Annotated in this window: 20 protein-coding genes; 6 read left to right on the top strand and 14 right to left on the bottom strand. The window is 35.2% G+C overall.

The window, feature by feature from the left end; genetic code table 11:
• Nucleotides 1–210 precede the first annotated feature (210 nt).
• A complete protein-coding gene (locus tag AC1RFD_RS01745; protein WP_054550665.1) occupies nucleotides 211–798 on the bottom strand; it encodes a TetR/AcrR family transcriptional regulator in 588 nt (195 codons plus the stop codon).
• A 126-nt stretch (nucleotides 799–924) separates the two neighbouring features.
• On the opposite strand from AC1RFD_RS01745, the gene AC1RFD_RS01740 reads away from it, so the two are divergent.
• Entirely contained in the window at nucleotides 925–1917 is a 993-nt protein-coding gene (locus AC1RFD_RS01740) for an NADPH:quinone oxidoreductase family protein (RefSeq protein ID WP_054550664.1), read from the top strand.
• A 288-nt stretch (nucleotides 1918–2205) separates the two neighbouring features.
• On the top strand, nucleotides 2206–3333 hold the full coding sequence (locus tag AC1RFD_RS01735) for an acyltransferase (RefSeq protein WP_281216762.1): 1128 nt from the start codon (nucleotides 2206–2208) through the stop codon (nucleotides 3331–3333).
• Between the two features lie 737 nt (nucleotides 3334–4070).
• Here AC1RFD_RS01735 and AC1RFD_RS01730 read toward each other — a convergent pair.
• Together AC1RFD_RS01730 and AC1RFD_RS01725 are read right to left on the bottom strand one after the other, a co-directional pair.
• Nucleotides 4071–6542 (bottom strand): S-layer homology domain-containing protein, encoded by a 2472-nt coding sequence (locus AC1RFD_RS01730; RefSeq protein WP_288582210.1) that lies wholly within the window; start codon nucleotides 6540–6542, stop codon nucleotides 4071–4073.
• Between the two features lie 675 nt (nucleotides 6543–7217).
• Nucleotides 7218–7754, bottom strand: coding sequence for a TetR/AcrR family transcriptional regulator (locus AC1RFD_RS01725; RefSeq protein ID WP_048391146.1), 537 nt, complete (start codon nucleotides 7752–7754; stop codon nucleotides 7218–7220).
• A gap of 133 nt (nucleotides 7755–7887) precedes the next feature.
• Here AC1RFD_RS01725 and AC1RFD_RS01720 point away from each other — a divergent pair, with 133 nt between their 5' ends.
• Nucleotides 7888–8628, top strand: coding sequence for an SDR family oxidoreductase (locus AC1RFD_RS01720; RefSeq protein ID WP_288582212.1), 741 nt, complete (start codon nucleotides 7888–7890; stop codon nucleotides 8626–8628).
• A 93-nt stretch (nucleotides 8629–8721) separates the two neighbouring features.
• Here AC1RFD_RS01720 and AC1RFD_RS01715 read toward each other — a convergent pair whose 3' ends face one another.
• The 4 genes from AC1RFD_RS01715 to AC1RFD_RS01700 all read right to left on the bottom strand — a co-directional run bounded on the left by AC1RFD_RS01715 (nucleotide 8722) and on the right by AC1RFD_RS01700 (nucleotide 11437).
• Entirely contained in the window at nucleotides 8722–9033 is a 312-nt protein-coding gene (locus tag AC1RFD_RS01715) for a cupin domain-containing protein (protein WP_048391149.1), read from the bottom strand.
• A 41-nt stretch (nucleotides 9034–9074) separates the two neighbouring features.
• Nucleotides 9075–10061 carry an ABC transporter substrate-binding protein gene (locus tag AC1RFD_RS01710; RefSeq protein WP_485598589.1) on the bottom strand — a complete coding sequence of 329 codons (987 nt, stop codon included), beginning with the start codon at nucleotides 10059–10061 and terminating at the stop codon, nucleotides 9075–9077.
• Between the two features lie 82 nt (nucleotides 10062–10143).
• Nucleotides 10144–10971 (bottom strand): helix-turn-helix transcriptional regulator, encoded by an 828-nt coding sequence (locus tag AC1RFD_RS01705; protein WP_054550658.1) that lies wholly within the window; start codon nucleotides 10969–10971, stop codon nucleotides 10144–10146.
• A gap of 217 nt (nucleotides 10972–11188) precedes the next feature.
• Nucleotides 11189–11437: an opine metallophore biosynthesis dehydrogenase gene (locus AC1RFD_RS01700; RefSeq protein WP_492474438.1), complete on the bottom strand. Its 249-nt coding sequence runs from the start codon at nucleotides 11435–11437 to the stop codon at nucleotides 11189–11191.
• Between the two features lie 72 nt (nucleotides 11438–11509).
• On the opposite strand from AC1RFD_RS01700, the gene AC1RFD_RS01695 reads away from it, so the two are divergent.
• Nucleotides 11510–12130 carry a flavin reductase family protein gene (locus tag AC1RFD_RS01695; RefSeq protein WP_269898837.1) on the top strand — a complete coding sequence of 207 codons (621 nt, stop codon included), beginning with the start codon at nucleotides 11510–11512 and terminating at the stop codon, nucleotides 12128–12130.
• A gap of 190 nt (nucleotides 12131–12320) precedes the next feature.
• Here AC1RFD_RS01695 and AC1RFD_RS01690 read toward each other — a convergent pair whose 3' ends face one another.
• The 5 genes from AC1RFD_RS01690 to AC1RFD_RS01670 all read right to left on the bottom strand — a co-directional run bounded on the left by AC1RFD_RS01690 (nucleotide 12321) and on the right by AC1RFD_RS01670 (nucleotide 16898).
• Nucleotides 12321–13262, bottom strand: coding sequence for an alpha/beta fold hydrolase (locus tag AC1RFD_RS01690; protein WP_492474867.1), 942 nt, complete (start codon nucleotides 13260–13262; stop codon nucleotides 12321–12323).
• 272 nt (nucleotides 13263–13534) lie between these two features.
• A complete protein-coding gene (locus AC1RFD_RS01685; protein ID WP_054550654.1) occupies nucleotides 13535–14467 on the bottom strand; it encodes an EamA family transporter in 933 nt (310 codons plus the stop codon).
• A gap of 386 nt (nucleotides 14468–14853) precedes the next feature.
• Nucleotides 14854–15063 (bottom strand): hypothetical protein, encoded by a 210-nt coding sequence (locus AC1RFD_RS01680; RefSeq protein ID WP_387254706.1) that lies wholly within the window; start codon nucleotides 15061–15063, stop codon nucleotides 14854–14856.
• A 227-nt stretch (nucleotides 15064–15290) separates the two neighbouring features.
• On the bottom strand, nucleotides 15291–15944 hold the full coding sequence (locus AC1RFD_RS01675; protein WP_387254708.1) for an MBL fold metallo-hydrolase: 654 nt from the start codon (nucleotides 15942–15944) through the stop codon (nucleotides 15291–15293).
• Between the two features lie 30 nt (nucleotides 15945–15974).
• Nucleotides 15975–16898, bottom strand: a complete 924-nt coding sequence (locus AC1RFD_RS01670; RefSeq protein ID WP_054550652.1) for a DMT family transporter — start codon at nucleotides 16896–16898, stop codon at nucleotides 15975–15977.
• 113 nt (nucleotides 16899–17011) lie between these two features.
• Between AC1RFD_RS01670 and AC1RFD_RS01665 the strand changes: the two genes are divergently transcribed.
• Nucleotides 17012–18430: an aminotransferase-like domain-containing protein gene (locus AC1RFD_RS01665; protein ID WP_492474437.1), complete on the top strand. Its 1419-nt coding sequence runs from the start codon at nucleotides 17012–17014 to the stop codon at nucleotides 18428–18430.
• 437 nt (nucleotides 18431–18867) lie between these two features.
• Complete coding sequence (gene yiaA / locus AC1RFD_RS01660) at nucleotides 18868–19338, top strand: inner membrane protein YiaA (protein WP_048391167.1); 471 nt, start codon at nucleotides 18868–18870, stop codon at nucleotides 19336–19338.
• Nucleotides 19339–19457: 119 nt separating this feature from the next.
• Here the strand turns inward: yiaA and AC1RFD_RS01655 are convergent, their stop codons facing one another.
• Both AC1RFD_RS01655 and AC1RFD_RS01650 read right to left on the bottom strand, forming a co-directional pair.
• A complete protein-coding gene (locus AC1RFD_RS01655) occupies nucleotides 19458–20507 on the bottom strand; it encodes a 2,3-butanediol dehydrogenase (RefSeq protein ID WP_054550650.1) in 1050 nt (349 codons plus the stop codon).
• A gap of 19 nt (nucleotides 20508–20526) precedes the next feature.
• Nucleotides 20527–21165, bottom strand: coding sequence for a GntR family transcriptional regulator (locus AC1RFD_RS01650; protein WP_048391171.1), 639 nt, complete (start codon nucleotides 21163–21165; stop codon nucleotides 20527–20529).
• Nucleotides 21166–21167 lie beyond the last annotated feature (2 nt).

Genomic DNA, 21167 nt, shown 5'->3' with positions numbered 1-21167 from the left:
TTTTTTCCTTTTAAGTGCGTATTTTTGTAAAAAATTACTAAACAAAATATTAAAACTGTTCTTTTTTTATAGTTTTTTCCGAAAATTTTGACGGTAATTTTATCTATAAATGCAATATGTTAATAAATATTTTCCAAAATCATTCAATTATTCTTCTTTTTTACGGCAAAAAAAAGCCTTACTACAATAGTAATAAGGCTTTTCAATTGCCTATTTTAATAATCGCACAATACTATTCAAACAGGTTTCTTTATAAAATTTATGTTGTTCTTCTAAATCGCAGGTTAACCACTGAATTAATGAACCATCAATCATTGCCCTCATCATTTTTGCATAGGTTAAGGAATCAATGTCTGAACTAAAGACACCTTCTCTTTTTCCTAATTCAATAATTTCTTGTCCAATTCCCCAGCAATTCTCATAAAATTTTAAGTTAATTCTTTTGTACTCTTCATTGCTATTTGCCTGAGCTAAAAAGTCTAAATAAACCCTGTAAAATTTTTTATTTTCTATAGGCGATACAAATACAGCATTTAAGTAGGCATGAAGCTTGTCTATAGCTGTTTGATGCTTGCCTATTTCCTGTATTTCATAGCTGTAGATTTTGTTCGTAGTGGATTCAAGTAATTCTAATAAAATGTTTTGTTTGCTTGTAAAGTAGTAATGAACTACCCCTTTTGAGACACTGGCATGATTGGCTATGTCTTGTAGTGTAACCTTATCATAACCTAATTGTGAAACAGCGTTAAAGGCTGCTTTCATAATCTGTTTTTTACGTTCTTCCTCTTTCTTTTTCATAGGAGCCTCCGATGACTTGATAGAAGTTATTATACATGAAGAGTAGCAACAATCCAATTTTATGTTGACCGGTCAGAATAATTTTGATACTGTTTAATGGAATAAAATTGTAGGGGGACGTTTACGATGACGGCAGAAAATTTTAGTGCGTTAGTAGTCAATAAAGATGATGCATTTACAGTGAAAGTGAACAAGTTAACTTTAGAAGATCTACCAAAGGGTGAGGTATTAATTAAAGTTAGTTATTCAGGTATTAATTATAAAGATAGTCTTGCCTCTATTCCTGATGGTAAAATCGTTACGTCTTATCCTTTTGTTCCTGGCATTGATTTAGCTGGGACTGTTGTTTCTTCTGAGGATTCTCGCTTTAAAATTGGTGACGAGGTCATTGCGACTAGCTATGAAATAGGTGTTTCCCATTTTGGTGGCTTTAGTGAATATGCCCGCATCCCAGCGCAATGGATTGTACCGCTTCCAAAAGGACTTTCCCTTAAAGAGGCTATGGTAATTGGTACTGCAGGATTTACAGCTGCATTATCTGTTCAAAAGTTAGAGGAAAATGGTATTCATCCTGAAAAGGGGAAAATTCTTGTGACAGGGGCTACAGGAGGTGTAGGTAGCTTTGCTGTATCTATTCTTTCAACACTGGGTTATCAAGTTGAAGCGAGCACAGGAAAAGAATCTGAACATGAATATTTACAATCACTCGGGGCTACTACAATAGTAAATCGTGAAGAGGTTTATGATGGAAAAATTAAAGCATTAGGCAAACAAAAATGGGCTGCTGCTGTTGATTCTGTTGGTGGAGAGCCACTTGCCTCATTATTAAGCCAAATTCAATATGGTGGGGCTGTTGCATGTAGTGGTTTAACGGCAGGTACACAGCTTCCTACAAGTGTATTTCCCTTCATTTTAAGAGGCGTGAGTTTACTTGGAATTGATTCTGTTTATTGCCCAATGGACATTCGATTGAACATTTGGCATCGACTAGCGACTGATTTCAAACCAGCAAACCTTAATGATTTTATTCAGCAAGAGGTAACACTACAACAACTTCCTGATGTTTTACCTATTTTACTGAAGGGTCAAGCAAGAGGTAGAATCCTTGTTGCATTATAAGGAGTTTAATTAAGCTTCCTTCTTTATTCTATTTCCCAGAAAATAATTCTAGATGGCAAATAACAACATACAGCTACTACGCAAAGCGAGCGTGGTAGCTTTTTTTATTGTTGACATCTCCCTGACATAAAAGCGCTTTATAGTAGCTCATGAACAACCCACTTGTTTCCTTTAGACAAATTTAGGCAACAAAGCTTGTCTAAATTTGTACTAACAAGCATACCAATAGAGTATGTAGGCAGTATTCCGGGAATTCAATACTATAATTAATACTTTGGAGATGATCGTATGAAGCGAGCACATATTAATGAATTAGCTATTACACGGGCTTTAGCCATTCTAGCTGTTCTTCTTATTCATTCTACTAGTACACCTGTAACGGCTTTATCTAGTGACTCAAAATTATATCCATTTTATGTATTTTTCAATATCTCCCCTAAATTCGCTGTCCCTGCTTTTATTTTTTTAAGTGGCTTTGTATTATTTTACAATTATATACAAAAGGATTTAACAAAGGAGCTTATCATTCATTTTTATAAAAAAAGAGTGACCCAAATACTCATTCCTTATCTCTTTTTTTCTATTTTTTATTATGCAGCAATGCAATTTTATGTGACACATGATTTAGTAGACACATGGCGTTCTCTATTTAGTATCGAATTTCTAGAAAAACTTTTATTAGGCAAAGCGTATACGCATCTATACTATATTTTTATTATTGTTCAATTCTATCTTATGTTCCCATTATTCCTATATATTTTAAAGAAAAAACCAGCACTATCTCCTTATTTAATTTGGATTGGGTTCGTTCTTCAATGGGTCTTTATTCTATTAAACGCTGAGTTATGGCAGTATCCCTATAGAGGGAGTATCGCTTTTTCCTATCTCTTTTATTTCTTAGCAGGGGCATTTTTAGGGATTTATTTTGAAAAATACAAAGGATGGCTTCAACTAAAAAAAGAAAATTTTCCTATCAAGATACTTTTTGTGTGGTGTATTTGGCTAATTTCTACTATATATAATGTTTATTTATATTACTTTGTTTATACATCACAAACCTATATAGTGAACAGCACAATATTTGAGCTAGTTTTTCAGCTACAATCTTTAACAGCCTGTATTGTCTTATTACAGCTTTCTTTCTGGATCTATGATAAATGGAACCATGCTTTTGTAAATGGCTTAATCAATCTAGGAACAGTATCATTTGGCGTCTATCTATTGCATCCATTTTTCCTTTTCCTTTATAGACAATTAAGTACTGGTGGTAATAGTATTCTGTATCATCTTTGGAGCATTGGGGGCTTTATCTTTGCACTCTTCGTTCCATGGATGGTCGTGCTATTGATGGGCAGATTCTTTAAGTACCATTGGATTGCCTTTGGGCCTATCCCGAGTAAATTCCCTTACAAATAGCCGTTCATTATGCACAGCCAGTCGTCGATTTGTTTCCGTCAACTGGCTGTGTATATTTAGTTGAGAACCTGTTATTTTGTGCTTACCGTTACTGAAATACTAATGTTTCTTCTGAGGTGCATTATTAAATAAGAAGAAACTAATTAAAAAGGCCCTGTGGAAATCTACCAAGGGGTTTCATAGTGTTAAAAAACAATCAATAAAAAGTGAAAATGAATTTCCGTTGCAGGCTACTTACTTTCCTGTGGGCGAGCGCCGAATTGCTTCCTCCGCTACCACTCCGTTTAGCGTTTTGCCTGTCTTGCTATCCCTCGGGAGTCAAGTTGCCCTCCCCCACAAAAGTGTTACCTTTTTAGCAAAGGTTTTCAAATAAAGTGAAGGTTTATGAAGAGGTGTTGTCACGCATCACTTCTCTACATTGAAAATAAAAACCTATCCTTTTTCTAATCATGCAAATCATGGGCTATTTTGATCGCTCTGCTAGTATGAAAAATAAGGAAAAAACACTTTTGCAGAATGGTTGATTGGAGTGGAACCAGCGTCACTCCTAGGGGATTTAACGTCTCAGAGGAGACCCTGGAGCGAACACAGCGGCTCATCGGACGCCCCCTGGAAAGGACGCTGGCGGAACGGAAATCAACCTCTCGCAGGTCTTTCTCTCCTATTAGCATGATCTTATTTAAACACTAAAAAAGCCCTGTGGAAATCTCCACAGGGCTTTTCAATGAACGATTTAATTATTTTGCAATAGAACCGTCTTTTACTTTGTTGTTATTAGCATCAACTAGGTTTGTTGATTTGAATTCAACTACAATGCTGTCAGTTAATGCATAGTCAGCTTTAGTTGTCGCAGTAAGTTTACCACCAGCTACTGTAATAGAAGCAAGTTCTACAGTTGATCCTGCAATTTTAACAGTAACACCTGTTGGAGCAGCTTGATCAGCAATATTTTCAGAGAAATCTACTGTAAATGTTTTGCTATCTACTGCAGTTACTTTAGTAGCAACAGGAACAATATTTTCTTTAAGTGCTACTTGAGTTGTCACTTTTCCACCTTTAAGCGTGTTACCTTTTGTATCTACTACATTGCTAGCTTCAAGTACATAATTACCATTAGCTGTGATAGAACCTTCTGGTAAAGTGAATCTTACTTTCTTAGTACCATCTACAAACTGAAGTTGCGTACCTGCAGGAAGTTCTTTTCCTCCAAGTGTGTAGTTAGCAGCATTTGTAGCTGTTGCAGTCACATCTTTAGCATACTCAACTGTGAATACGTTATTGTCAGTTACAACAACTGGAGTAGCGCCGAATACTAATGAATCTGTTGGTGTTTCAGGTGTAGCTTCAAATACGCCTGTTGTTACATTGAAAGTAACAGTATCAGCAGTTACATTACCAGCTAAATCTGTTACTGCTTTAGCAGATAACTCGAAAGTGTATGTTGAATTGCTATCTAGATCAATGTCAACTTTTACAGTGTTTTTCTCTGCACCCTCGATTTTACCGTTACCATCTACATCGAAACCTGCATCTGCTTTTACTGCTGTTTCTTTTCCAGTAGTGTAAGCAATACCATTTTGTGTTTTAACAGTTAATTTTCCTTCTACTTTTACTGGCTCACTAAAAGTAAGGTATAATGCATCAACGTCTGTAGTAGCATTTACATCATCAGCTACTAACATTTTAGTAGCAGTAGAAACAAGTGTAGCAGGTGTTAAATCTTTTGAAAGAATAGCATTGAACTCAAATGCATCACCTACATTACCAGCTAAATCTTTTTGTCCTTCTACTTTAATGTTTGTATTAATGAATGTAGCTGTACCTAAAGCAGATTTAGCATCAATAGTGAATACAGTTTTATCCTCTGTATCTTTAATATCAGCATCTGTTAAATAGAATACAGTTGATCCTACTGTTACTTTTGCATATTCTTTAGTCTCTGCATCTGCATTAAGATTTTGTTTCATTAATTCTTCAGAGAAATCAAACGTAATTTCTGTACCATTCACTGCTGTAGAAACAGTTGGTTTTGAATTATCAACGTCTGCTTTCAAAACTGTGAAGTTAACTGCGATAGGATTTGCGATATTATTAGCGAAGTCAGTTGCACCAACAATGTCTACTTTGTAAGATTGTTCTGCTGTTAATCCAGTAATTGTTAATTTCTTACCAGATAAAGTATAGCGATCTTTTGATAGTTCTGTACCATTTAAGCTGATTGTTCCTTCACTTTGTACAGGCTCGTCGAAAGTGATAACAGCTGTAGTACCTTTAGCTTCTACAGAATTAACGCTTACAGGAGTCGTATCTGCAAATGTGATTAATTTGTTGAACTCTTCAGTTAGAACTTTAGCATCCCCTTTTGTTTTAATTGGTTTTACAGTTACTTTACCATTTGTTAATTTTACCTCTTTATCAGTTGTTAACGTAACTGTCATACCGTCTTCAGATACTACTGCGTTAGTGATTGCTACACCTTCAACAGCATATTTTGTTGTGATTGCTGCATCTTTTGCATCAACAGCTGTGTTGAATTTCACTTCAAGTTCTTTTGCATTCAGTCCTTTTACAGCTTCTACAGCTGGTGTTACTTCTTGAACTGCGTCAATCGTACGTTTTACCATTGTAGCGAATTCTTCGCGGCTAATTTTATCTTGTGGTGCTAATAAAGAGCCTTTACCATTGATTACACCATTTTCTACAGCTGTTTCTAAGTAAGATACAGCCCATTTAGAAGCTTTAGAAGCATCTGCAAATTGGCTAAGATCTGCTTTACCTGTTAATTGGTAGCCCTGAACGATGACTTTAGCAGCTTGTTCTCTTGTTAATTGAGCTTTAGGCTCAAATTTACCATTGCCCATACCATCAAATAATTCTGGTGAAGTTGCAAGTACTGCATTATAGAACCAATCATTTTCACTAACATCAGAAAAATCTTCAGTACCAGTAGCTTTTAAATCTAATGCTTTTGATAAAATTTCAGCCGCTTCTGCACGAGTAAGTGTACCAGCTGGGTTGAAGTTTCCTTTTTCATCGCCTTGGATGTAGCCTTTATCAGTTAAAAATTGAACAGCTTCTTTTGCCCAAGATGAAATGCTAGCTGCATCTTGAAATTCCGCAGCTGATGCTACTGGTACGATTGCTGATGCTACAAGTGCTGCTGTAGCTGTAGTTGCGAAAAATTTACGACCTTTGTTTTGTTTTGTCATAGTATATTCCTCCAGAATTTTAATAAATTATATTATTCTGTGAGAACAATATTATCGCGCTATTTAATTATAAAATTATAAAAATATGTATAAATCGTTCCCACAAATAATAATTCAACCAATTATATGTAAAGCAATCTTCTAAATTTTTCATGATTAAATATCCCAATCAAACTGTAATTTGCTTTACAAGACAATAATATAACTTCATTACCAATAAATAAACGCTAAAAATAAGGTAATTTTAATACTGCATTGGTTATACAGGGAATCTTTTCATAAAAAATTTCTATAATTTAGAAATACTATAACCTTTAACGGCAAAAGTAGCTGTTTCAATTAAATTTACAAATAATTCCTTTTTTAATCTAATCCGATTTCATTATTTTTTCGATATAATGATATACAGAATCATAAATTTTTATCCTCCTGAAATTACATCTAGATTCTATTATCCATTTATGCCTCGTTAGAAATATTCAATTGAGTATCTGAATGCTTTGATTGCAAATTCTTCATTTACCACATTATCCTATCTTCCATAAAGAAATAGATTGCCTTAGCTGAATCTAATAATAAAAAGAAACGGATTGGGGAAATACTTATTTCCCCATCCGTTTTATAATTTTGATCATAAAAGCACAACAAGCAGTACTTACTTTGAAAGATCAAGACTTAATGAGATCTACTAACAACAGACCAAACCTGTTCAAACAAATGTAGATGGTCCCCCTGATTCCACCGTTCAGCAAAATAAGGATTATGGAAGTAAGTAAAAGCTACAATAACTGCCATCCCCTTATTTTCCCAACCACTAATTTCTTCAACTTTTTTAGCAAGATGCTGGAGATGATCTTTAATTAAATCTTTATTTGTTTCTATATAATTTGTATACAACAGAAACATTTTTTGATGATTTTGATACAGATTTCTTTTTGTGACGTGAAGAAGCCATAGCCAATCATGTAAAGCGATTTCCGCATCAACGCCTTTTTTAGGACTCCATTCAAACAAATCTTTAGAAGTATTATCCAACCACTTAAGGGCAAGCTTTTGGAGCAAATCGTCCTTATTCTTATAGTGTTTATAAAGCGCAGCATGTGTTACGCCTAGCATCTTTGCAATATCTGATAATGTTGTTTTATTTATACCTTTGCTTAAAATAATTGCTTCAGCCGTAGAAAAAATCTTCTCTTCTGAAAGAATAGCCATTAAATATACTCCTTTCGCTTCTCATAGTTACATTTTGTTGACAATTTAACTATAACATGTGTAATATACAATAACAAAGTTACAAAATCAAAAAATTGTAACTTTTAATAACGGATTGTGGAGGATGAATTTTATGGTGAAAGAAATGTATGAACGTGTTGCTTTGGTATTAGGCGGATCTGGAGGGATAGGACGTACTGTTGTAGCAAAATTAGTAGAGGAAGGTTATGCAGTTGGCGTTCACTTTTCTTCAAGTGAATCAAAGGCTAACGAATTAGTTGAAGAAATATTAGCTGATAAAGGACATGCTATAAGTGTGGGAGGTGATGTAGCAAATGAAATAGAAATGAATATGGCTTTTGACCAAGTAGAAACCGCTTTTGGTGGTATAGATGTCGTGATAAATACAGCAGGAATCATGTTACTTAGTCCAATTGCAGATTTGAATTTAAATGATTTAGATAAAATGCATCGCACAAACATCAGAGGTACATTTGTTATCTCACAATTAGCTGCACAACGAGTAAGGAGAGGTGGCTCCATAATTAATTTCTCAACCTCTGTCACTCGTAGCCAATTTCCAAACTATGGTGCTTATGTAGCAAGTAAAGCAGCTGTTGAATCTATTTCAATGATTCTAGCTCGTGAATTAAGAGGAAAAGATATAACTGTTAATGCAATAGCTCCTGGACCAACGGCAACACCTTTGTTCTTCCATGGAAAAGATGAAAAACAGATTCATAATTTAGCAAATGCTGTACCATTAGAAAGACTAGGAGAACCTAGGGATATTTCAGAAGTTGTTTCTTTTTTAGCAGGACCAGCACGTTGGGTAAATGGACAAGTAATCTTCGTAAATGGTGGTTTAGCTTAATAACGAATTGTTACCAAGGTAAATACCCCTTTAGATTAATCTAAAGGGGTAAGATAAAAAATCATCTATCTCTTTTTGTTATTCTGGTAATGCCTACATGACCTTAGGCTCCACAAGCATAATATGGCATTCCTTTTCAGCAAAGGGCATGTGTTCCGCTCCTCCAGGAACAATAAACATCTCACCTTTGGATATTTTCACCTGACCATCCCGAAAAGCAATAAACATCTCCCCTTCGAGCACAATAAATACCTTATCAGCCCCTTGATGTTCATGCCATATAAAATCCCCAGCAATCTTCACCACTTTGAATTGAAAATCGTGTATTTCACCAATAATTTTCGGTGACCAAAGCTCCTTTAATTCGGATAATTTCTCATTTATATTGATAACTTGATCTTGCATATTCATCTCTCCTTATTTACTTTTGGAAAAGGTTTTTCCTATTATTCGTCCTTTTGTAAGGCTTCTGTTATATTTTGCAAAGCGTACTCGATAGCTAATGGACCTCCAGTAATAGCGGAAGTATCCATTAAATGAATATTATCTTTTTTTACGGCATTCATATTATTCCAGACATTGCTTTGATTTAACTCACTCATTAATGCTTCCTTTTTTGTAATATCACCGATAAGGAAAATATGGTCTGCTTGAATAGTTGAGATGCCTTCAAATGCAGCGAATTGATTATTATTCCCCTTAAATGTATGATCTGGTGTTAGACCCAAACCCTTTTCTTTATCGAAAGCAAGTGTATAAACAGGGTTATCTTCACCAAGAACATTAAACGTTTTTCCGTCCCAAGACAAAATAAGCGCTACAGACTCTCCTTGAATTGACTTTAATGCTTCACGTCCTGTTGAGATATCTTTCATCATTTTATCAATTACTTTTTCCGCCTCATCGTCTTTTCCGATAATCTTGGCTACTGTGCGAAGTCCATATTGCCAGTCTTCGTAGATGTCCTGTGATTGCAACGTAATGACTGGGGCGATTTTTTCTAGGGATTCATACAATTTTTCATGATGTTCTGTTGCTAAAATATAATCAGGACCAATCGATAGCGTTTTTTCAATACTAGGAGACAATTTATCGCCTAATTCCTCTGTTGAATCTAGCTTACCGTTTAAATAAGACAAAGTGGATAAATATTCTTTATCAGTAGAAGCTGCAGGTGGCTCACCTAATGCAACTAAAATTTCAGGGTAAAAATACCATAATGAAACAATTTTTTCTGGTTTTTTCTCGATTACAAATTCCTTACCTAGGGCATCTTTAATGGTTCTAGGCCACGCAGTTTCTTCTACATTAGCTGCTGATGAAGATATGTCTTCTGTAGTTAACCCCTTACTTTCAGCAGGCGATTTATGACAACCTCCCAATATACCTGCTAGTAGTAGCATTAAAAATAGCAGTCCATTAATCTTTTGCATTGAAATTCCTCCAACATAAAATCTCTGATATACACTTAGTATAGTAAAGTCATGTTTGGCGGAGAATGGATGCTTGGTGAACTTAGCATGGATTATTGATGAACTTATCTCGATATTCAGTAGGAGAGATACCATATTGCTTCTTGAATACTCTACTAAAATAAAAGGGGTCAGTAATTCCCACCGTTTCTGCAATTTGTTGTACAGGCACATCACTTGTAAATAGCATTTTTTGAGCCATGTTTATACGATAGTTTAATAAATATTCTGCTGGACCCATCCCTGCATGCTTTCTAAATATATAAGATAGTCGATTTCGATTAACGTTATATTGTTCGGCAAGAGAGGTAATGGAAAGGCTTTGATAATAGTTTTCATGAATATAAGTAGTTATTCGTTCGAATAGAGTGTGTGACGCACAGCTATTTTGTCGATTAGCCACACATAATAATGCTTCATTCAGTACATCACGAAATAGCATTTCTGTCTGAAACATTGATATACCTCCACTCTGATTATTTACATGCCATAGACGCATAATTAACTCGATTAGACGAGGAGATTGTCCTATCGGTAATTCAAAATGCTGATGTGAAAAGCTTGTCTCTGCTAAATTCTCCGTACATATCCTGTACAAAACCAGAATATATTCCCAATTTGCATCATCAAAATTTTTTTGATTTAGTTTCATTTTCGCTCCCCCGTGTACAACTTTTCCTGGTGAAAAGATGTAAGGGGTTCCATTAAATTGAAATTCTATTTTTCCAGAAAGGGGAAAAACAAATCCTGGAAAAGAATCTGTATAATCAGCGAAAGGTACACCTGTATTTCTAGAATATCGATAGATTCCTTTTACTTGGAAAGGAGTGTTTGCTAAATGCTCTGCAAGCTGATTTACGTCGATTTTCATACTTATATACCTCATTTCAATAATAATTCGTTTAGTCCTCGGTAGTTGGGTTGAATTATAGTTTTCATCTTATTCATTACCAAAATATAAAAAGGTAGTGATGACGGCTCTCGCCTATCTCTACCTTATCGATAACGATTATCATTGTCAATTAAGTTGAAGCCTCCCTCTTATACCCAAAGATCCATCAACCTCACTCATTTCATTTCTCTATCTTTTATCCTCTTCCTAAAAGCAATTTCTTGCAAATCATCTCTATTTCTTGTGAAAAAGATTTTATTTGGAAGGCTTCTGAAAGCCTTTGATTCTCAGATAAAGCTACTGCTTGTAACAATTTTTCTTCATAAGTTTGTACAAAATGATCAAGCGTCGGACTGGTTACTTTCAGGACTTTCGCAATAGGGAGACTTGAAACTATACCTTTGCTCAACATTATAGATTGAAGTATCAATTTTGTAATCAACACTTCGATGAACGTCGAAATGTTTATATTTTACAATGAGTCTGACAGTGAAAACATTTATGGGAGGAACTAAAATTGAAAATAATGCAACAAATGCCAAATACAAAAATAATAAATCCTAAAATTTTATATTATGGATTTCCTGTAATTTTACTAAGTACGTTAAATGAGGATGGAACAGTAAATATTAGCCCTTTATCTTCTTCTTGGGTATTAGGAGACTGCATTATCTTAGGGATTGGTCTTGGAGGAAAGGCAATTGAAAACTTAGAACATCATCCTGAATGTGTCATAAATATCCCCGACCCCTCTCTCTGGGAAAACGTGGAACAGTTAGCTCCTTACACAGGAAAAAATCCAGTTCCAGATTTTAAGAAACAGATCGGTTTTACATTTAGAAAAGAGAAATGTGATATTAGTTGCTTAACACCTATTGGGTCTACAACGGTTATTCCTACTCGAATTATGGAGTGTCCTATTCAAATCGAAGCAAAGGTAAAACATATACGTATTCCAGATTATTCTCCTAATTTTGCTATCGTTGAGACCCAAACGACACAAGTACATGCCCACGAAGAAATAATTATTGACGAAAATCATATTGATCCAAATAAATGGAGTCCACTAATTTATAATTTTCGTCATTATTTTGGTTTGGGTAGCAACCTTGGTAATAACTTCCGCTCTGAGATCTAAACATTGGGATTAAAACATATGGTTCACAAAAAAAGACCAGGTTCTCATTTGAGCGCCTGGTTATTTGTTAATAATTAGGTCTATAATAATATGCTTGCTGCTCATACGCACTAAATACTTCACTATTAAGCAATACAATAATTAAATCTGTTTTTTTCCATTTAGAAATAAAAAATCTTTCTTAGAACATTCACTTTATCTCTTTCATAAATTCTCTAAAGTCTTCAACGATTTCTTTTGCTTTTGTACGATATAAGAAATGATCCCCTTCAAATGTCATCACTTTCCCATGGACAGAATTAGCTATTTGTTTTTTATGCTCTGGTACCCATCTGTCCGTTACTGGATGCTTCTCTTGTATAAACAAAATAACTGGAAGATTTTTAGGGAATATTAAACTTTCAGCCGCTTTAAAGTTAGCATACATCATTTCAGCTTCATTTAACTGGCTGAGATTATACATATTTTTGTGCTTAAGAATTTTCAGTTGTTCTATTGTTTTCTCATCATAGGGTAGTTCGACATATGGGTCATCACTAAGCTTCACCTGCAATCTAGCTAAACCTGATTTTTTTAGTAGTTTTAAAGTAGTTATTACTGAAGGTTCAATCTTTCTTTCACTTATTGTCGGAACACTACTATCCAGCCCGACAAATGCACTTACTTCGTTTGGATATTTGTTCACATAATCCAATCCGTAAAGGCCTGAAATGGAGTGACCCATTAGAATATAACGCTCAATTTGAAGGCGCTGTAATGCTTCATGGATTTCACTAACAATATTCTCAGTGCTTCTTTCTTTTTCGGTAAGAGCACTTAATCCATAACCAAAAGGCTCAATGACCACAACCTTGTAAAATGGAGATAATTCATCTACTAGTAGTTGAAAATCAAGTGCTGGTGCTGCTGTTCCATAACCAGGTAAGAGTACGACGGTTTCTTCTCCTTCTCCCTGGATAAAGACATTCATTTTTTTCCCATCTACGGTGACAGACTGACCATAAGTTTCTAGTTTTCCTTGCTCCATTTTGCTACAAACAATATCAACAAGGAAAACAACCGCTAATAAAAGTAATATGGCTATAATTAAACCTACTACTATTCTACTTATAAAGGTTATCGTTTTTTTCATTATTTTGGCACGAGGGTATAGAACAGCAAGCGATAACTGTGTTTTCCTTTCTTCTCGTGCCACACCTCCCTTTCATACTCTTCTCCCTATCAATCTATCTCGGCTACTTTCATAAACCGCTAAGGATAGCTTATACAATGAAGGTGTACTGCCTATGACAACAATATGAACAGCGTATGAACAAAAAAATAGTACGTCATTAAATAAATACAGAAAGGACCTAATGATTCTTTTGCTATGACATCGCTTAATTGACATGAAAAAAAGGATCTTCAAATCGAAGATCCTTTTGCTACTTTGTCAGATTTTCTGTATTTAGCTTTTACATTTTTTAATAATCCATCTTTATCAAGCAAAGTTGGTAAACTGATACCGATAACGATTATGACAATACCTGCTATTTGCAAAGTTGTAACCGTTTCGCTTAAGAGGATAACTGATACCATCACCGCGATTGGCAATTCAACAGCACTCAATATGGATGACATACCTAATCCCACTTTAGGCACTGCAATTGTGAATAAGAAAACTGGTATAATCATGCCAAATAACCCCAATGCTAAACCATAAATCCACAGTCCTTCGTTAAACAAAGTGCCATTCCAAATAATTTCTGGAGACTGAAAAGCCGCAGTCGTCATGAAAGCGAAGAAAGAAACCAATACTAAGCGATTAGAGGTTGTCATACTTGCGGTTGTCTTTCCGTTTACATATAAAAATAAGGAGTAACAAAGAGCAGCTGCTAAACCCCATAACCACCCTTGAAAAGGTATTTGAGACAAATCAACATCAATTATGCCTGCAGCTGGTATGGTTCCAGCTACTAATATAATTAAAGAAATGAATTCAATTCTACTTGGAAATTGCCGTTTTGTGATACAAGAAATCAGCATACCAATCCATGTAAATTGGAACAGTAATACTACTGCCAAGGAAGCAGGCAAAAAGTTTAAAGAATGACCATATAAAATATTTGTTAACCCTGTTAACATGCCTGCAAACAGAAGGATTTTAACGCCTTTAAAGCTAAAATTTGATCTATTTGTAACTAAGGAAATACATACTGCTATACAAAAGCCGATAAAAAACTGACTTGTAACTGCCTCAGATACAGAAAAGCCACTACGCATTGCCAGTTTTATAATAGTTGAAACGATACCAAAACTACTAGCTGCAATCACTACTAATAGGGGATAAAGGTACATCTTGATTATTCACTTCCCTCTCAAAACTTGTCTATTGATGAAATTTTGTTTATGATTTTGAGATGTCGAAAAAAATCATAATCTCCAATATATATCACAGATTGTTATTTTACAATCTTTTTTTCGTTAATAATGAATCCTCTCGTAGAGGAAAACCTAATTTTTAAAAATGATAAAAAAGCCAAAACCCACATGTATCAAGGGTTTGGCTTTTATCTTTGTATTTCATTAATAAAGAATGTTAAATTGAATGTTTTTTCTCAATTTCCTTCAGCATAAATCTTATACTGTAATAATCCAATCAAAAAAAACACCCCCCTCTATAAAGAACATAGAAGTGAGATGTTTTTAATGTTCACTAATAGTATTAGAATGGCCGCAAACGTTTAGCGTGACTCTTTTGGCGGTTGGCATACATCACATTTTCGTTGGTTTTTATTTTTAAATTTCGTAAATGTTTTTTCAAAGTTAGTACCACATGCACATTTAAATTGTAGCTTTTGAGAAAAACCATGGTATTCAGTCGTTAGCAACTTACTTTCTGAATTGTTCTCAACAAATTTCTGAATTTCACCAATCGTCCAACGTTTATTCATTTCCTTACACCTCCATATTTAATCGTTCCGCGGAGGCTTTTCTTGGCATCCGTTATAAAAAAGAGCTTAAGTATCTTAAGTGCCTCATTATAACATGAGCTGGCTCACAATAAAACAGAAGTTTTACAAGCGTTGGAGGGCTGTACTCTTGCCTGTTACGGTTCGAGCGAGCCTCTAAACATTTGGTTTTCTAAGGAAATTTCATCTTTAATCATTATTTTTAAGATTCAAAGCTTTTGAATCTGCTCTTTAATATCCACCGTGCATAATCCTCCGTGATAACAAATCACCGATTCAATGTCTAGGTCTACATATTTTTTTAAAGATTGTTGAGCAACCTCTATATCTAAAGTGGTTGGAACATGAATCCCTCCCAATATACCATTTACACTATACATCGAATCGCCGGCAACAAGCGTTTTACTTTGCTTCAAATATAAACTAATATGGCCAGGCGTATGTCCTGGCGTATGGATAACTCGTATTCCCCCACAATATGGTAGCTCTTGACCGTCTTTCAAGGTCTCATCCACTTTCCCCTTGGGTGGATTCTCTATGTGCCCGTCTTTCAAAAGCGGTAAATCCCCCTGAATATAAGGCTTATCTAGTTCGTGCGCATAAATTTTTATATGACTACCGCAATTTTGCAATATTTCAGGAAGACTGCCTATATGATCGATATCCTGATGTGTCAAAATCACAACTTTTAATTGGTTGAACGACACGCCTACATCTTCCATTGCCTTACGTAAATCTCCCATTTGGCCTGAACATCCAGTATCAATTAAAACAGCCATCTCCTGATCCCATAAAAGCGTTGGATGAATGAGGGCTCCGTTAAATTTAAGCTCCAGAATCTCTACTCCCTTAGAAATTTTCATCATTTCTTCCCCCTTTATTATTAGATTTTATTATTCTTTTATATCCTGAAGAATAGTCCTCTTCCGCCAAAGCAACTCTCTCAATGTTTCAAAATTGACTAGAACCGTTCCAACAATAATCGTCAGCGTACCTATTCCTGTTAACCACGAAATATATTCATGATAGAAGGTAACACCTAATATAACGGCAATTACTGGAGAGATATACAGCCATGTGGACGGAAAAACAGGATTTGTTCGTGACACAAGCCAATAATAGATGCTGTGACCAATCATTGAACCAAAAATAATCAAATAAAAAAGAGAACCCATTGAAGCTGGACTTAAAAGATAATGAAGCTGAATGTTCTCAGTAAAAAGTGACAAAATGATTAATAAAATCCCTCCATGTATCATTTGTGCTGCATTTAAAGCAATTGGAGATGTTGTTCCAAATTTTTGGATGACATGCTTCGTATAAATTGTCCCAGATGCATAGAAAACTTCACCTAAAATAATAGCGAAACAGCCTACCATCCAGAAGGGACTAATCTCAATTGCAAAACTAGGTAAGATTAAGAACGTAACACCAATGACTCCGACAACACAACCAATAAATGATTTTCGGTCTCCTTTTTGCTTCAATATAAATGTCTGAATAACAATAATCATCATTGGACCTGTAGCAGATAAGACAGCTGCGATTCCAGATGTCACATACTGTTCTGCCCAATATAATGTGGCAAACGTTCCAAAGGTTAAGGCCACTCCTGTAAAAAACATTTCTTTTCGAAATAATAACCGGATTGTCGTTTTTTCGCGCCAAACCATAAAACTAAATAGTAGTAAACCGGCAATGAAAAAACGAAGACCAGCTGATAAAAACGGAGGAACTCCTGCATCAACACCAACTTTAATTGCTAAAAATGTTGTCCCAAAAATCAAACACATAAAGAAATAATTAATCATTACCATATCAAACTCCTCCTCTTTTTCTATCATAAAAGAAGTAGGATAGAACAGATTAAAAAGGATAGAACAGATCAATTTGGTTTGTGGTACAATCGGTTTGAATAGGAGGAATCGATGTGGGCAAAGCAAATCAAAATGAAGATTATCTTTTTAAGAAAGTCTATGATGATGTACTGCACCGAATAGAGCGTAAAGAATGGAAAGAACATGAAAAGCTTCCCTCCGTCCGGCAATTAGCATCTGAAATGAATGTCCATCGGCTAACGGTATTAAAAGCTTATCAACTATTAAAACAGCATGACAAAGTTTATGTAAAAGATAAATCAGGCTATTTTGTCCAATCAATTGTAACTAAATATATTGAATGTTTAGATCAGGACAATCCCATTGTTTCAGCATACGTAAAAAAAAATCATTTATCCGAAATCCATCAGCCATCTGCTTCCTATCATTTTTCTCAGGCATTGATTGATCCTAATCTTTTGCCTAATCACTATTTTTCAAATTACGTGAAGGAAGTGTTTGACCTATATCCGAAAGTACTGGCAACCTACTCAACGGTGCAGGGTGATTTAGAGCTACGTGAGACACTGACCCAATATTTTATCAACCACTATAAAACACATTTGAGTCCAGATGAACTGTTAATAACATCTGGCTCACAGCAAGCCATTCACTTAATTGCTCAAGCTTTTATTAAGCCAAGAGACGTCGTTTTATTTGAACGTCCAAGCTATAGTGCTGCGATTGATATCTTTAAAGCACAAGGAGCTCAGATTGTTACGGTGGATATCCACCCTGAGGGCTACGATTTAGAACAGGTCGAATACTATATTAAAAAATACAAGCCACGCCTATTTTATCTCAACCCTACCTTCCATAATCCAACTGGTTATACGGTTTCTGTTGAGCAGCGCAAAAGATTAGTGGAATTAGCTGAGCACTATCGGTTTCTAATAATAGAAGACGATGCCTATCACGACATTTATTTTGACCAAGCCCCACCAGCTCCAATTTACACATTTGATAGTGTTGGGACAGTCATTTACATCCGAAGCTTTTGCAAATACATCTCTCCTGGTTTGAGAATTGCAACTGTTATTTGTCCATCATCATTAATGAAATCACTATTAACAGAAAAATCGCTAGCTGATAATGGCTCACCACTTCTCAATCAAAAAATTTTTCTCCATTACTTCTCCTCACTAAGATTGCAACAACATTTGGAGAAAATCCGGATTGCCCTACAGATTCGAAAGGAAATTATGGAGGAAGAGCTGGCTGTAACAGGCTGGCGATGGAACAGTCCAAAAGGCGGTCTAAATTTATGGGTACAGCTCCCAGACGATCTTCCAACTGAATTATTATTATCTAGAAGCATCGCACAATCGATCTCCTTTGTGCCAGGTCAAGTTTGTGATCCATTAAAACAACTATCCTCCTGGATACGTTTAAGCTATTCCTATGCAAACGAAAAACAGCTAAGAGAAGGAGTAAAAAAGTTGGTTACAGTGGCGCAATCACTTTCTAAGTGATCGGACTAGCGATTTAATTAAATCTATAAACGGTGGTATTCACAGCTTTATCAACCATTTCAATTATTTTTTCATCGGTGGCACGAATCGTAATAAGCGGTAGACATAGCAACAACAGGCAGACATATACACCTAACATATTCAGCTGTCTATTTGAATAATATGAAAAAAAGTTATACACCTAGCTCTTATCTGTTCAAAATAATTACAGCAAATCACAGCAAAAAATTGTTCTCGGTGTAGAACACAATTTTACCAAGGAATGATAAGAGTGCTTTCAGATTTGAGAAAGCCATATTAACTCTATATTCCAGTAAAAATAACAGCCAAATTAACTTTATTATTGAAGAGCGAGATTTAGAAAAATTTCTATTCTCATAACCTCCCTGTAGAATGATAGAATGTTTTTATACAGTGATAGAAGGAGGAGAAAGATATTGTCTAATCAAAATGAGTCTTCATTAGATAAGGAAAAGCAGCCTAATCCGAAAGTTAAAGTAGAAAGAAAAGAGGGGGAACCAACTGCTGCTTTCAAGGGGGCTTCCTGGGGCGCATTGTTAGTAGGTGTTACGGCATATTTTATAGGCTTGTTTAATGCAACGATGCAACTAAACGAAAAAGGATATTACCTAGCTGTTTTAATATTTGGACTCTATTCAGCAATATCCTTACAAAAAGCAGTAAGAGATAAAGAAGAGGGAATACCAGTTACTAGTATTTATTATGGTATTAGCTGGGTTGCACTTATTGTATCTATTTCATTAATGGGCATTGGGTTATATAATGCTGGGAGTATTGTTTTAAGCGAAAAAGGGTTCTATGGTATGTCATTTGTTCTAAGTTTATTTGCATCCATCACGGTTCAAAAGAATATTAGAGACACACAGAGAGCTAGAGAAAGAGATTAAGTTACTGAAAGAGTCGAGAAGTTCATTCTCGATTCCTTTTGTCATTTTTTCTTAAGCTCCATACTCCTCCAGACTATAAAAAAAGAGCATGGCTGTCATCAGCCATACTCCTCTCAATTTTATTTTTCTCCGCTTATTTCGACTAAAATTTTAGATTGTGTTTTGTCATTTGTTAACGTTTTGAATCCTTTTTCAACAATCTCATCTAGGTCAATTTGACTTGTGATGATCCCTTGTGGATTTAGTTGACCAGCGCTCATTGCATCAATTGTTCTTTGGAAAATTGACGGTGTATAAACAATGGATGATAATACATTAACACCTGTGTTTGTAAGTTGCATTGGATTCCATTCGATTGGTCTTGCAAAAATCGAAACAATCATCATGTTACCACGAGGTTTTGTTACATCAATTGCTTGTTTAAAGGTAGGAGCAACTCCTGCCACCTCAAAGGATACATCAACCCCATCTGCAACAATCGCACGAACTGCTTGTACAGGATTTTCTTTACCTGAATTAATAGCATGGGTTGCACCTAATTCTTTTGCCTTTTCTAATCGATCATCGGATAAATCTAATACGATAACTTTACTAGCACCTGATGCTTTTGCAGCGATTACTGTTAATAATCCAATTGGTCCAGCTCCAAATACAGCAACAGAATCACCTAATGTAACCCCAGCATCTTTAACAGCTTGTACAGCAACAGCCATTGGTTCTACCAGTGCACCATCTTGTAATGTTAAGTTATCTGCTAAACGATGTATATTCGTTACAGGGACATTAACATATTCCGCAAATCCACCGTTTCCATGTAAACCAATAAAGTTAAATCCATCATAACGATCGACTTCTTCATGTTTATTTCTATATGTTAATGTAGGATTGATGACAACTCGGTCCCCAGCCTTAAAGTCAGTAACCTTAGAGCCAACTTCTTCGATGATACCAGCAAATTCATGTCCCATTGTAAGTGGGGCAACTTCACCTGTTAAATCAGCTTTTTCATTAACTGGTACGAAAACCGGACCTTCTTCGTATTCATGCAAATCACTTCCACAAATACCAGCCCACGCTACTTTTACTTTCACTTCTTCTTCTCTTAAAGCGCGTAATTCAACCTCTTCAACTCTAATATCTTTCACACCATGCCAAACTGCAGCTTTCATTTATGTTACCCCCATAAAATTATTTAAATTGGTACCATAAAATAACATCCTTAATAGCTACTCGTGCATGATCAAAATCCGACACTTCTATACACTTGATAAAAGTATTGATGGACATATGATAGGATTCAACTAGATTCATCTTCCATTTTGTTTGTGCAGCTACATTTGTAACAAATATTGTTTCTTTAAAGAATCGTAGCATAGCAATATTTCCTGTAACATCAAAAAACAATTGTAACAAGTGGGCAAACGAAACAACATATTCATAAATATTTTCAGCAGACTTTCTTTGTTTCATAGCTTCAAATCGAAATAATAGTTCATTTTGCAAATCGGCAGTCCATTTAGATTCACACTTGGTTAGTGCAATATCCAATAGATGATAAAGCGCTTCCAAATAATCCTTTAATTCCTGATCCGTTATAATCTTCACTCTTACACCTTTATGTTGTACTTTTTCAACTACACCATCTTTTTGTAAAAGATATAGAGCCTCACGGACAGGTGCATGACTTACTTGTAACTCCTTTGCAATTTCTGCCTCTATTAAGCGCTGACCTTGTTCATAGTAACCAGAAAATATGCGGAATAATAATCGTTCAGCTATTTGCTCAGAAATTGTTTTTTTTGAAATTGAATTTTCATCAAACCCCATTA

The organism is Lysinibacillus sp. GW823-FHT02G10, assembly GCF_058797135.1.
This window is presented reverse-complemented; position numbering and strand designations above follow the sequence as displayed.